At 73.6% G+C, this 12,924-nt stretch carries 12 protein-coding genes; 8 read left to right on the top strand and 4 right to left on the bottom strand.

From position 1 onward, the window contains the following. Window position 1 precedes the first annotated feature (1 nt). The 3 genes from KMZ30_RS14975 to KMZ30_RS14965 are packed head-to-tail and all read right to left on the bottom strand — an operon-like array spanning window position 2 to window position 2,587. Entirely contained in the window at window positions 2-718 is a 717-nt protein-coding gene (locus tag KMZ30_RS14975) for an NUDIX hydrolase (RefSeq protein WP_030526211.1), read from the bottom strand. Beyond that, on the bottom strand, window positions 715-1,293 hold the full coding sequence (locus KMZ30_RS14970; protein WP_215513244.1) for an isochorismatase family protein: 579 nt from the start codon (window positions 1,291-1,293) through the stop codon (window positions 715-717). The genes KMZ30_RS14975 and KMZ30_RS14970 overlap by 4 nt, the downstream gene beginning before the upstream one ends. Next, on the bottom strand, window positions 1,286-2,587 hold the full coding sequence (locus KMZ30_RS14965; protein ID WP_308279778.1) for a nicotinate phosphoribosyltransferase: 1,302 nt from the start codon (window positions 2,585-2,587) through the stop codon (window positions 1,286-1,288). The genes KMZ30_RS14970 and KMZ30_RS14965 overlap by 8 nt, the downstream gene beginning before the upstream one ends. 306 nt (window positions 2,588-2,893) lie before the next feature. On the opposite strand from KMZ30_RS14965, the gene KMZ30_RS14960 reads away from it, so the two are divergent. After that, window positions 2,894-3,538: a hypothetical protein gene (locus KMZ30_RS14960; protein WP_215513245.1), complete on the top strand. Its 645-nt coding sequence runs from the start codon at window positions 2,894-2,896 to the stop codon at window positions 3,536-3,538. Window positions 3,539-3,587: 49 nt separating this feature from the next. After that, the gene (locus tag KMZ30_RS14955; protein ID WP_215513246.1) at window positions 3,588-4,292 is read left to right on the top strand and encodes a Pr6Pr family membrane protein; all 705 of its coding nucleotides are present in this window, start codon (window positions 3,588-3,590) and stop codon (window positions 4,290-4,292) included. 7 nt (window positions 4,293-4,299) lie between these two features. Here KMZ30_RS14955 and KMZ30_RS14950 read toward each other — a convergent pair whose 3' ends face one another. Then, entirely contained in the window at window positions 4,300-4,770 is a 471-nt protein-coding gene (locus tag KMZ30_RS14950; RefSeq protein ID WP_215513247.1) for an SRPBCC family protein, read from the bottom strand. A 386-nt stretch (window positions 4,771-5,156) separates the two neighbouring features. Between KMZ30_RS14950 and KMZ30_RS14945 the strand changes: the two genes are divergently transcribed. From KMZ30_RS14945 to KMZ30_RS14920, 6 genes are read left to right on the top strand one after another with little or no spacing between them, the layout of a single operon-like run. Beyond that, window positions 5,157-6,194, top strand: coding sequence for a LacI family DNA-binding transcriptional regulator (locus tag KMZ30_RS14945; RefSeq protein WP_308279780.1), 1,038 nt, complete (start codon window positions 5,157-5,159; stop codon window positions 6,192-6,194). 43 nt (window positions 6,195-6,237) lie between these two features. Further along, window positions 6,238-7,512 carry a sugar ABC transporter substrate-binding protein gene (locus KMZ30_RS14940; protein ID WP_215513249.1) on the top strand — a complete coding sequence of 425 codons (1,275 nt, stop codon included), beginning with the start codon at window positions 6,238-6,240 and terminating at the stop codon, window positions 7,510-7,512. A gap of 1 nt (window position 7,513) precedes the next feature. After that, entirely contained in the window at window positions 7,514-8,464 is a 951-nt protein-coding gene (locus KMZ30_RS14935; RefSeq protein WP_207022110.1) for a carbohydrate ABC transporter permease, read from the top strand. A gap of 5 nt (window positions 8,465-8,469) precedes the next feature. Beyond that, a complete protein-coding gene (locus KMZ30_RS14930) occupies window positions 8,470-9,294 on the top strand; it encodes a carbohydrate ABC transporter permease (RefSeq protein WP_215513250.1) in 825 nt (274 codons plus the stop codon). Between the two features lie 50 nt (window positions 9,295-9,344). Beyond that, window positions 9,345-10,964 carry a glucoamylase family protein gene (locus KMZ30_RS14925; RefSeq protein ID WP_215513251.1) on the top strand — a complete coding sequence of 540 codons (1,620 nt, stop codon included), beginning with the start codon at window positions 9,345-9,347 and terminating at the stop codon, window positions 10,962-10,964. Further along, window positions 10,961-12,853: a glycoside hydrolase family 3 protein gene (locus tag KMZ30_RS14920; RefSeq protein ID WP_215513252.1), complete on the top strand. Its 1,893-nt coding sequence runs from the start codon at window positions 10,961-10,963 to the stop codon at window positions 12,851-12,853. Before KMZ30_RS14925 ends, KMZ30_RS14920 begins: the two co-directional genes overlap by 4 nt. Window positions 12,854-12,924 lie beyond the last annotated feature (71 nt).

The following is a 12,924-nucleotide window of genomic DNA, read 5'->3' as shown; positions in this document are numbered from 1 at the left end:
GTCAGCGCTCCCCGCGGGTCGCCGTGCGCAGCATCGGGGGCTGGATGTCGGTCGCGGTGCCCCGGCGGTAGAGCAGGGCCGGCCGCCCGCCCGCGGCCGAGACGCCGTGGGCCTCGGTGGGGACGACGAAGCCGTCGGTGCCGAGGACCTTGCGACGGAAGTTGCCGAGATCCGGGGGCGCGCCCCACACCGCGGTGTAGACGCGGCGCAGCTCGGGCAGCGTGAACGGCTCGGCCACGAACTCGCGTGCGAGGGTGGTGTACTCGAGCTTGGAGCGGACGCGCTCGCGGGCGTCGTGGAGGATCTCGGCGTGGTCGAACGCGAGGGTCGGGGCGTCCGGCCCACCGTCGAGGACGTCGTCGACCGACCACCAGCGGGCGTTCGCGGCGTCCGAGCCCGGGCTCGGCGCGGGCAGGTCGGGAGCGAAGGCCACGTGGGCGACCGACACCACGCGCATCCGCGGGTCGCGGTCGGGCGCGGAGTAGGTGCGCAGCTGCTCGAGGTGCCCCTCGAAGCGCTCGACCCCCGTCTCCTCCCGCAGCTCGCGCCATGCGGCGGTCTCGGCGTCCTCGTCGGCCTCGACGAACCCGCCGGGCAGCGCCCACGACCCCGCGAACGGCTCGGACCCGCGCTCGACGAGCAGCACCGAGAACACCCCGTCGCGGATGGTGAAGACGCCGAGGTCGACGGTGACGGCGAAGGGCGGGTGCTCGCTCACCGCGCCACCTCCGCGCCGGCCGCCGCCATCTCGGCCAGGGCCCGCTCGCTCGTCGCGGCGGCGACGCCGGCGTGCATCCCCGGCAGGAGCCGGACCGAGAAGCCCTCCCGGCGCGCGTCGAGGACGGTGGCGCGGACGCAGTGGTCGGTGGCGATGCCGGTGACGTCGAGGTGCGTGACGCCGAGGTCGCGCAGCAGCGCGGCGAGCGGACGCCCGTCCTCGGTCGTGCCCTCGAAGGCGCTGTAGGCGGCGCTCCCCCGGCCCTTGCGGACGTGGTGGGTGACGGCGGAGGTGTCGAACCCGTCGGCGTAGGCGGCGCCCGGGCCGCTCGAGACGCAGTGCGCCGGCCAGGTCGTCACGAAGTCCGGCTCGGTGCCCGGCTCCGCGAAGTGACCACCGTTGGTGCCGTGCGGCTCGTGCCAGTCGCGGGAGGCGACGACGGCGGCGTAGTCGTCACGGTGTGCGGCGAGGTGCTCGGTGATGCGGCGGGCGACCTCGTGGCCCCCCTCGACCCCGAGGGACCCGCCCTCCACGAAGTCGGTCTGGACGTCGACGACGACGAGCGCGTCAGCCATCGGTCTCCCCTTCCTGCTCGACGGTGAGGTACGGGCGGCCGGCGGCCACCGACCGGGCGTGCGGGGGCAGCGTGGCGAGCGCCGCGGCGCAGTGCTCGCGGACGGCGTCGAGGTCGGGGACCCCGACCGGGCGCCCGCCGCGCAGGACGGGCACCTGGACGCGGGACGCGCCGGGCTCCTGGACGTCGTCGGTGCGGTACCACTCGCGGCGCAGCACCCCGTGCTCGTCGTGGGCGCGCCAGGCGGTCTTGCCGCCACCGACCGAGATCTTGTCGTGGCTCTTCTTCGCGACCGGTCGCAGCGCCCCACCAGGTTCCGACGCCACGGCGACGAGCTTGTAGACCAGGCTCGCGGTCGGGTGGCCGGAGCCGGTGACGACGCGCGTGCCCACGCCGTAGCCGTCGATCGGCGCGTCGGCGAGGGCGGTGAGGACGAACTCGTCGAGGTCGCTCGTCGCGATGATGCGGGTGTCGCGGGCCCCGAGGTCGTCGAGCAGCGCCCGCGCCGCCGCCGAGGTCTCGGCGAGGTCGCCGGAGTCGATGCGCACGGCCCCGAGCCCCGTCCCCGCGACCTCGACCGCGGTACGGATGCCCTGCTCCACGTCGTAGGTGTCGACGAGGAGCGTCGTGCCGACGCCCTGGACCGCGACCTGGCTCGCGAAGGCCTCGGCCTCGGTCGCGTGCGCCAGCGTGAACGCGTGGGCCGCCGTCCCGACGGTCGGCACGCCGTGGCGGTGGCCGGCGGCGAGGTTGCTCGTCGAGGCGAACCCCGCGAGGTACGCGGCCCGGGCGGCGGCGACGGCGGCCTCCTCGTGGGTGCGGCGGCTCCCCATCTCGACGAGGGGCCGGCCCTGCGCCGCGAGGACCATCCGCGCAGCCGCGCTGGCGACGGCGGTGTCGTGGTTGAGGACACTCAGCACGAGGGTCTCGAGCATCACGCACTCGCCGAGCGTGCCGCGGACGCTGAGCACCGGGCTGCCCGGGAAGTAGAGGTCGCCCTCGGGGTAGGCGTCGACCTCACCGGTGAACCGGAAGTCGCGCAGCCAGGCGGAGGTCGCCTCGTCGACGACCCCCGCGGCCTCGAGCCAGGCGACCTCCGCGGCGTCGAACCGGAAGTCCTCGACCAGCGCGGCCAGCCGCCCGAGGCCCGCGACGACGCCGTAGCGGCGTCCCTCGGGCAGGCGTCGGGCGAACGCCTCGAACACCGCGGGATGGTCGACGCTGCCGTCGCGGACGAACGCCGTGAGCATCGTCAGCTCGTAGCGGTCGGTCAGCAGGCCGGGGCCGTGGGTCACCGGAGCCTCCTCGGGAAGTCACCGTGACCATAACCGGCGGCGAGCGACCGGGACCACCGCAGCGCCGACCCGGCACGTGCGGGCTTTCCGCGATCCCGTCCCCTCCCGCACCACGACGACCCCGCACGTGCGGGCTTCCCGCGATCCCGTGCCCTCCCGCACCGCGACGACCGCGCACGTGCGGGCTTTCCGCGATCCCGTCCCCTCCCGCACCACGACGACCCCGCACGTGCGGGCTTTCCGCTCCGGGTCGGGTCAGGGTCGCCCCCGACAGACGCCCGGCCGCACCAGGGCCACGCTCGACCCATGACGACGACCGCAGCGCGCGACGCCCGCCCCGTCGAGGGCCTCGCCGCCGCGCCCCGCCGGTCCGTGACGCGGGACGACACGCTCGCCGGGCCGCAGGGCGCGGTGCCGACGGGTCTCACGGTGCTCGGTCCGGTCGTGGCCGCGACCGCCCTCACGGTCCCCGCGCTGCTGGCGGCCGGACGGACCGGGACCGCGACGGTCGACGTCGCCGCGTCCCTCGTCCTCGTCGCCGGCCTGCAGACCGTGGCCGCACGCGCCGCCTGGCGGCGCACCCGGACCGCCGCACGACCCGCCGCGGGTGCCGCACTGCTGGGTCGCCTGGCCTACGCCCTGGTGCTGACCGTCACGGCCGTGGGCCTGCTCGGCCCCGGGGACCTCCTCGGCGCCCAGCGCGCGTGGACGGCAGGCGCCGGGGTGCTGGGCATCGGGCTGCTTGCGCACGCGGTCGCCCTGTCGCGCAGCCGGATCGGCCGTCCGGCCACGAGATGGGTCGCGGGATGCGCCGGCGCGGCGGCCGTCGTCCTGGCGCTCGTGCCCGGAGGCGCACCGACCGTGCCGCTCCTCTGGTGCGTCGTCGCCGGGGACCTCGCCGCCGCGGCCACGCACGCGCTCCCGGGTCGCGGCCGGCGCCACCGGCTCTGACGGCGCGCGCCGCGCGGGCATCGCCCTGTCCTGCGGGCATACTCGCCCCGTGGTCGACGTCGCAGCCCCCGCCCCGTCCCGAGCGGCGCGCACCGCCTTCGGCCTCAACGCCGGCGTCGCGTGGCTGGGGCTCGTGCTCACCCTCGTGATCTCCGGCGCCGGCGGGTACGCCGAGTCGGTGCCGCCGCGCGGTCTCTACGGGCTGCACCCCGACGGGGCGGCCGGCGTCATCTCGCGGCTGGCCGACACCCTCAGCTACTTCACGATCTGGTCCAACGTCGTCGTCGCGGTGTCGGCGACCCTGCTCGTCCTGCGCCCCACCCGGACGGGCTTCCTCGACAGGGTGATCCGGCTCGACGCGCTGTTGATGATCACCGTGACGGCCATCGTCTACCAGGTGCTCCTGGCCCCCACCGCCGACGTCGTCGGCTGGTCGCGGCTGACCGACCCGATCCTCCACGTCGTGACGCCCGCGCTGACGGTCCTCGTCTGGCTCGTCGCCGGCCCGCGGGGCTGGGTGACCGGTCGGCTCGTCCCCTTCGCGCTCGTCGTGCCGCTCGCGTGGGTCGCGTGGATGCTCGGGCGCGGGGCGGTCGTCGGCGCCTACCCGTACGACTTCACCAACGTCGTCACGCTCGGCTACGGCCCGGTCGCGACGACGCTCGTCCTCATCCTCGTCTTCGGGCTCGTCGTGGCCAGCATCCTCTGGGGCGTCGACGCCCTGCTGACCCGACGCTCCCGCCGGCGCGCCTGACGACGGCTCAGCCGGCGGGCGCCTCCACGGCGGTGCGCAGCCGGGCGAGACCGCGCTCCATGTCGGGGCCGACGAGCGAGTCCATCGACTTCACGAGCGAGAACACGCGCATGACCGGCGAGAGCTCGCCGCGCATCCGCCACTCGACGCCCGTCCCGCCCGTGGCCTGCGGAGTGAGCACGAACTCGACGCGCGAGCGCGACGGGAAGGGCTTCTCGAAGGCGAGGTCGACGTCGACCTGCTCGGGGGTGGAGATGACGACCTCCATCGTGCCGCGACCCGCCTTGCGGTTGCCCTCCCACGCGTAGCGGGCGCCGGGGCCGCGCTCGGCGCCGGAGTACGTGCGGCGCATCGCCGGGTCCAGCTCCTCCCACGGCGACCACCGCGGCCAGGCGTGGAAGTCCTCGAGCAGCGCGTGGACGGCGGCCGGTGAGGCGCTCGTCGTGGTCGAGCGGGTGACGACGTACGGGGTGCCCATGCGGGCCAGTGTGGCGGGCGCCGACGTCGACGTCGAGACCCGGCCGGATGCCCCGGCGGGCACGAATCGACGCTTTGGTCGATTCCTGCACGCCTGACGGCCGCACCGGGTGCAGGAGTCGACACACCCGTCAGCTCGTCCACGTCCACGAGGCCGACGGTGTACAGAAACTGACACCTTCGTCAGTTGATGGACGCGCCCGTCGGCGGGGAAATCGACGAACGGTCGGACTGGCCACGTCGTCGCAGGTCAGCGCCCTGTGCGGCCGTCGTCGACGCCCACGTCGACACCGTTGTCACCCGCGCCAGGGGTTGCCGGCCCGCGCGGGGCCGTGGCAATGTAAGCGCTCACACGCAATTGTAAGCGCTTACAAGGAGGTGGCGCGGGTGAGCCGCAGCACGAGCACGCCGGAACACGCGGGCACGACGATCTACTCGGTCGCCGAGGCCGCGGGCGTCTCCATCGCCACCGTCTCCCGCGTCATCCAGGGCAGCACCGCCGTCGCCGAGCGCACCCGCGCCAAGGTCCTCGACGCCATCGACCGGCTCGACTACGTACCGCTGGCCGCCGCCCGCTCGCTCGCCGTGCGCCACCACGAGGCGGTCGGCCTCGTCCTGCCCGAGCTGCACGGCCCCTACTTCTCCGAGCTGCTCATGGGCTTCGAGCAGGCAGCGGCCGAGCTCGACCTCAGCGTCGTCCTCGCCCTCGTCGAGCCCGACCGCCCCCTCGACGCCCCGCGCTTCACCCGCCTGGCCGCCGGCGTCGACGGCGTCGCCGTCCTCGGCGGGATCATCCCCGACGACGTCCTCGAGCGGGCCGCCCGCCAGAAGCCGGTGCTCGTCGTGGCCGGCGGGGCGACGACCGGGTTCGAGCGCCTCGCGGCCGAGAACGTCGCGAGCTCCCACGAGCTGACCACCCACCTCCTCGACGCGCACGGCCGCACCCGCCCGGTGTTCGCCGGCGACCCCGCCGTCGCCCCCGACGTCCGGCAGCGCTTCGAGGGGTACGCCACCGCCCTGCTCGAGCGTGGCCTCGAGGTGCCCGCCCCGCTCGGCGGCGGCCTGCGCGAGAGCGACGGCGCCGCGGCGGCCGAGCGCCTCCTCGCCGGCGAGGTCACCGCCGACGCCGTCGTCTGCGCCAACGACGAGGTCGCCCTCGCCCTGACCACCCGCCTCGTCGCGGGCGGCGTCCGCGTCCCCGAGGACCTCGCGGTCACCGGCTGGGACGACGTCATGGCCGCCCGCTACGTCCGGCCCGGCCTGACCACGGTCCGCCAGCCGGTCCGCGAGCTCGGCGCCCTCGCCGCCCGCCGCCTGCACGAGCGCATCACCGGCGCCGAGCCGGGTGACCCCGGCCTGCTCGCCACCCGCGTCGTCCTGCGCGGGTCCTGCGGATGCCCCGAGCCGTCCCCGACGGCCCCCTGAGCCACACCTCGCCCCGTCCACCCCACAAGGAAGTGAGTTCGACATGAGACGACGCCCGACGACCGCCCTGGTCCTCGTGGCCACCGCCGCGCTGGCCCTCAGCGCGTGCGGCCGCAGCGAGAGCGGGGCCGGAGCCGCGACGACCGGCACCGACGTCGCGTCCGGCAAGGCCACGGGCACCATCACCGTCTGGGCGATGGGCGCCGAGGGCGAGAAGCTGCCCGACCTCGCCAAGGACTTCGAGGCCCAGAACCCCGGCGCCAAGGTGAACGTCACCGCCATCCCCTGGGACGCGGCGCACGACAAGTTCACCACCGCCATCACCGCGAACAGCACCCCGGACGCCGCGATGGTCGGCACGACGTGGATGGGCGAGTTCGCCGGCCTCGGTGCGCTCGACCCGCTGCCCGGCAACATCGACTCCGCGGGCTTCTTCCCCGGCGCGCAGGAGACGACGAAGGTCGGCGGCACGAGCTACGGCATCCCCTGGTACGTCGAGACCCGCCTGGTCTACTACCGCACCGACCTCGCGAAGAAGGCCGGCTACACCGAGGCCCCCACCACGTGGGACGGCCTCAAGGAGATGGCGAAGGCCATGCAGGACAAGGCCGGCGCCACGTGGGGCATCGGCCTCCAGGCCGGCGGCACCGGCTCGTGGCAGACGGTCATGCCGTTCGCCTGGGGCGAGGGCGCCTCGCTCGACGCCGACGGCAAGTACAGCTTCGACACCCCGCAGCTGCTCAAGGCCGTGCAGTACTACCAGTCGTTCTTCACCGACGGCATCTCCGACAAGGCCGCCCCGGCCCAGCCGACGACCGAGCCCGACTTCGTGAGCGGCAAGGTGCCGATGTTCATCTCCGGCCCCTGGATGATGTCCGCGGTCGAGAAGGTCGGCGGCGAGGGCTTCAAGGACAAGTACGCCGTCGCGAAGATCCCCGCGGGCAGCGCCGGCTCGTCCTCGTTCGTCGGCGGTTCGGACTTCGTCGTCTTCAAGAACAGCAAGCAGCGCGACACCGCGTGGAAGTTCGTCCAGTTCCTCGCCGATCCCGAAACCCAGGCGAAGTGGTACGGGATGTCCACCGACCTCCCCTCGGTCCAGTCCGCATGGGACGACTCGGCCCTCTCGGGCGACGACAAGCTCGCCGTCTTCGGCGACCAGCTGACGACCGCCAAGGCGCCGCCGTCGTTCCCCACGTGGGAGCAGGTCGTCGCGTCCCTCGACTCCGAGCTCGAGAAGGTCACCAAGACCGGCGCCGACCCCGCCGCGGCGCTCAAGACCGTCCAGCAGCAGGCCGACTCGATCGGCACCGGTCAGTGACATGACCACGACGACCGCCCCGCCGGCCCCCGCCGGCGAGTCCACCGCCCCGGGCGGCGGCCGGCGCACCCGCGCCGCCGCCCGGCGCGAGGGGCGGGCCGCGTGGATCCTCGCCCTCCCGTTCAGCCTGCTCTTCCTCGCGTTCACCGCGTGGCCGGTGCTCCAGTCGCTCTTCATGAGCATCACCGACACCCGCTCGCGCGACCTGCGCACCCCGTTCGCCGTCGACGTCACGGGCCTCGAGAACTACACCAAGGCGCTCTCGGACCCGCTGTTCCTCCAGTCGATGCGCAACACCGCGTACTTCGTCCTCGTCGGCGTGCCGCTGACCCTCACCGTCGCCCTCGCCGCGGCCGTCGCGCTGAACCGCGGCATCCACCGGCTGCGCTCGGTCTTCCGGCTCGGCTTCTACACACCGGTCATCACCTCGATCGTCGCCGTCGCCGTCGTGTGGCGCTTCCTGCTGCAGACCGACTACGGACTGATCAACACCGTGCTCGGGTGGGTGGGCATCGACGGCCCCAACTGGCTCGGCGACCCGAGCTGGTCGATGCCCTCGCTCATCCTCATGGCGACCTGGCGCAACTTCGGGACGGGGATGATCATCTTCCTCGCCGGCCTCCAGGCCGTGCCGTGGCACCTGCACGAGGCCGCCGCCATCGACGGCGCCTCGGCGTGGCAGCGGTTCCGGCACATCACGCTGCCGCTCATGCGTCCGACGATCCTCTTCGTCTCGGTGACGACGGGCATCGGCTACCTGCAGTTCTTCGAGGAGCCGTTCGTCATGACCAACGGCGGACCCCTGAACTCGACGATCTCGATGTCGATGTACACGTACAAGCAGTTCGGGTTCGGCAACTACGGCTACGCGGCGGCGATCAGCTACATCATCTTCGTCCTCGTCGCGGTCGTCACCGCGATCCAGTTCCGCCTCCTGCGAGAGGAGCGCTGACCCCGATGCTCACCGCCAAGCGCACCAACTGGTGGCTCTACGGGGCCCTCACCGTGGCCCTCGTCGCCGTCGTCGCCCCGTTCGTCTGGATGGTCCTCGGCTCGTTCAAGTCCGAGGGCGAGCTGCGCCAGTCGCCGCCGACCTGGTGGCCGCAGACCGCCTCGCTCGACAACTACACCCAGCTGTTCAGCCGGCTCGACTTCGGTGGGTACTTCACCAACTCGGTCGTCGTCGCCGTCGTCGTCACCGCGGGCAACCTGCTCTTCTGCTCGATGCTCGGCTACGCCCTGGCGATGCTCGAGTTCCGCGGCAAGAGAGCGCTGTTCGTCATCGTCATGACGACCCTGATGATCCCCGGCGTCGTCACCTTCGTGCCGCTGTTCGTGCTCGTCGCGAACGCCGGCCTCGTCGACACCCTCCCGGGCCTCTTCCTGCCGTTCCTCGTCAGCCCGTTCGGCGTGTTCCTCATGCGCCAGTTCATCCTCGGGCTGCCCAAGGACCTCATCGACGCCGGCCGTGTCGACGGCGCCGGCGAGCTGCGGATCTTCGCGCGGATCATCCTGCCCCTGTGCGGGCCGGCCCTCGCGACGCTCGGCATCCTCACCTTCCTCGGCAGCTGGAACAACTTCCTCTGGCCGCTCGTCGTGGCGCAGACCGAGGACACCTACACGCTGCCCGTCGCCCTCGCGCTCTACAGCACCGGCCAGAACAGCACGCAGTACGGGCTGCTCCTCGCCGGCGCCACCGTCGTCGTCCTCCCGGTGCTGCTCGTCTTCATGGTCTTCCAGCGCCGGTTCATCGAGGGCATCGCGACCACCGGCATCAAGTGACGACCGGACCGTCCGGCGCCACCCACCGACCCCCGTCAGGAGAGATCCCGATGACCCCCCGTCCCGCCTCCGCCTCCGTCCCGGCCTCGCGCCGCCAGCTGCTCGTCGGCGGCGCGGCCGCCCTCGGTGGCCTCGTCGTCAGCGGCGCCGCGGCACAGCCCGCCGCTGCCGTGACGCGTTCCGGCGCACCGTCGCTCGTGCACGGACCGGATCACCACCACGCCTGGGACCCGCGCGCGGTGCGTCGCTGGGCCGCCGACACGTGGCGCTCCCTCGTCGCGATGACCGACGAGCGCACCGGCCTGCCCGCGGACAACATCACGGAGTCCCTCGCCGCGCGTGACCGCAGCGGGTACACGTCCCCGACGAACATCGGCGGCTACCTGTGGAGCGCGGTCGTCGCGCGCGAGCTGGGCATCATCACGCCCGGTGAGGCGACCCGCCGGGTGCGGCGGACGCTCTCGACACTGCTGCGGATGGAGCACCACGAACCGAGCGGCATGTACTTCAACTGGTACGACGAGACCTCCGGGGCCGTCCTCACGACCTGGCCGGACTCGGGGGACCCCGTGCAGCCGTTCGTGTCCAGCGTCGACAGCGGCTGGCTCGGCGCCGCCCTCATGGTCGTCCGCGAGGCCGTGCCCGGCGCCCGTCGCGACGCCGACCGTCTCTTCTCGCGGATGCGCTGGGACGTCTTCTACGACCCGGCGGGCCCGCGCCCCGGCGGGCTCATGCACGGCGGCTTCTACGTCACCGAGCCGGCCGACACCTCCGGCGTGACCAAGGGGAACCACCTCGGCGTCGGCGACGACGTCTGGCTGACCAACCACCACTACGACACCGCGGTGTCCGAGACGCGCATCACGAGCTACCTCGGCATCCTCACCGGGCAGGTCCCGGCGAAGCACTGGTTCGCGTCGTGGCGCACCTTCCCGGCCACGTGCGACTGGTCGTGGCACGAGATGCAGCCGGTCGGCGAGACCCGGACCTACCTCGGGCTCGACGTCTACGAGGGCGCCTACACCTACCGCGGGATGCACGTCGTCCCCGGCTGGGGCGGGTCGATGTTCGAGGAGCTCATGCCCGACGTCTTCGTCCCCGAGGCCCGGTGGGCGCCCCGCTCCTGGGGCCGCAACCACCCGCTGCACGTCCGTGCCCAGCGCGAGCACGGCCTGCTCGAGGCGAAGTACGGCTACTGGGGCTTCTCCCCCTCGTCCAACCCGGCGGGCGGCTACCGCGAGTACGGCGTCGACGCCCTGGGCCTCAACCCCGACGGCTACTGCTCCGACCAGGAGAGCACGAACTACGACCCGGGCTTCGGCACGTGCCGCGAGGCGACCAACCCGAACCCGACCTTCGGCGACGGCGTCGTCACCCCGCACGCCGCGTTCCTCGCGATGATGCACGAGCCGCGCGAGGCGTTCGCCAACCTCTCGGGCATCGAGAAGGAGCTCGGCGCGTACGGGCGCGGCGGTTTCTTCGACGCCGTCGCGGTGCGCTCCGGGACGATCGCCCGCCGCTACCTCTCCCTCGACCAGGCGATGGTCATGGGGGCGGTCGGCAACGTCCTGTGCCGCGACGTCGTCCGGAAGGCGTTCTCCACCAAGGCGGTCGAGAAACGGCTGCGTCCCGTCATCGGGATCGAGGAGTTCGGGGCGGGTCTCGCGTGAGCACCTCGACCGACACCCCGGCGGTCCACCACGCGGCCACCGACGACACCCCGGCCTGGCGCGACCTCAACGGCAACGGCGTCCTCGACCCCTACGAGGACCCGCGCCTCCCGGTCGACGAGCGCGTCGAGGACCTGCTCGGCCGGCTCTCCCTCGAGGAGAAGGCCGGTTTGATGTTCCACACGGTCATCGAGGCCGGGCCCGACGGCGACCTGCTCGAGGCGCCAGGCGCCATCAGCAAGTCGCCGACGAGCGAGGTCGTGCTGCGGAAGCACCTCTCGCACTTCAACGTCCACGCGCTGAAGGACGCCCGGCAGGCCGCCCGCTGGAGCAACAACCTCCAGCGGATGGCCGAGCGCACCCCGCACGGCATCCCCGTGACGGTCAGCACCGACCCGCGCCACGCGTTCATCGAGAACGCCGGCGTCTCGTTCGCGGCGGGGTCCTTCTCGCAGTGGCCCGAGCCTCTCGGGCTCGCCGCGCTGCGCGACCCCGCGCTCGTCCGGCGCTTCGCCGACATCGCGCGGCAGGAGTACGCGGCGGTCGGCATCCGCGAGGCCCTGCACCCGACGCTCGACCTCGCGACCGAGCCGCGCTGGGCCCGGCAGGCCGGCACCTTCGGGCAGGACCCCCGCCTGGCCGGCGACCTCGGCGTCGCCTACCTCGAGGGGTTCCAGGGCGGCCCGGAGCTCGGCGCCGGCACCGTCGCCTGCGTGACGAAGCACTTCCCCGGCGGCGGCCCGCAGAAGGACGGCGAGGACGCCCACTTCCCCTACGGCCGCGAGCAGGTCTACGAGGGAGGGCGGTTCGCCGACCACCTCGACCCGTTCCCCCGCGCCATCGAGGCCGGGACCGCGGCGATCATGCCGTACTACGGGATGCCCGTCGGCCTCGAGATCGACGGCGAGCCGGTCGAGGAGGTCGGGTTCGGCTACAACCGGCAGGTGGTCACCGGCCTCCTGCGCGAGCGCCTCGGGTTCGACGGCGTCGTGCTCACCGACTGGGAGCTGGTCAACGACAACCACGTCGGCGACCAGGTCCTCCCCGCTCGCGCCTGGGGCGTCGAGCACCTCGACCCCGCCGGCCGGATGGAGCTGCTGCTGCACGCCGGCGCCGACCAGTTCGGCGGCGAGGAGTGCGTCGAGGTGCTGCTCGACCTCGTGCGCTCCGGCCGCGTCCCCGAGTCGCGCGTCGACGAGTCGGCCCGCCGGCTGCTGCGCGTCAAGTTCCGGCTCGGGCTGTTCGACGACCCGTTCGTCGACGAGGACGCCGCGACCACCGTGCTCGGCAAGGACGAGTTCCGCACGGCGGGCTTCGAGGCGCAGGCCCGCTCGGTCACCGTCCTCGTCAACGAGCCGGCCGCCGGTGTCGACGGCGCTGCGGCGCCGACCCTGCCGCTGCGTCCGGGCACGCGCGTGTACGCCGAGGGCGTGGGTGCGGACGACCTCGGCGCGGCCGGTCTCGCGGTCGCCGCCTCCCCCGAGGAGGCCGACGTCGCGCTCGTCCGGCTCCAGGCCCCGTTCGAGGCCCGGGACGACCTCTTCCTCGAGGCGTGGTTCCACCAGGGCTCGCTCGACTTCCCGCCGGGCCTCGTGAGCCGCCTCTCCCGCGTCGCGGCGCAGTGCCCGCTCGTCGTCGACGTCTCCCTCGACCGCCCGGCGGTGCTCACGCCGCTCGTCCCGCTGTGCGCCGCGCTCACCGGGACCTACGGCAGCAGCAGCGCCGCGCTCCTCGCCGCCCTGACCGGGGCGATCCCGCCGGTCGGCCGGCTGCCCTTCGACGTCCCGGCGTCGATGGACGCCGTGCGGCGCCACCCCGAGGACGTCCCCGGCTTCGGGGACGACGCCCTGTTCCGGTTCGGCGACGGTCTGTCACTGGGTCCCGTCTGACCGAGCCGGCCCCGGGCCTCCCGGGGCAACCCGGGCTACACCGCAGTACGTGCTGCCACAGCGACATCTAC

It is taken from the genome of Phycicoccus mangrovi (assembly GCF_018729305.1).
In the GTDB taxonomy this organism is placed as follows: Bacteria; Actinomycetota; Actinomycetes; order Actinomycetales; family Dermatophilaceae; genus Phycicoccus; species Phycicoccus jejuensis.
This window is presented reverse-complemented; position numbering and strand designations above follow the sequence as displayed.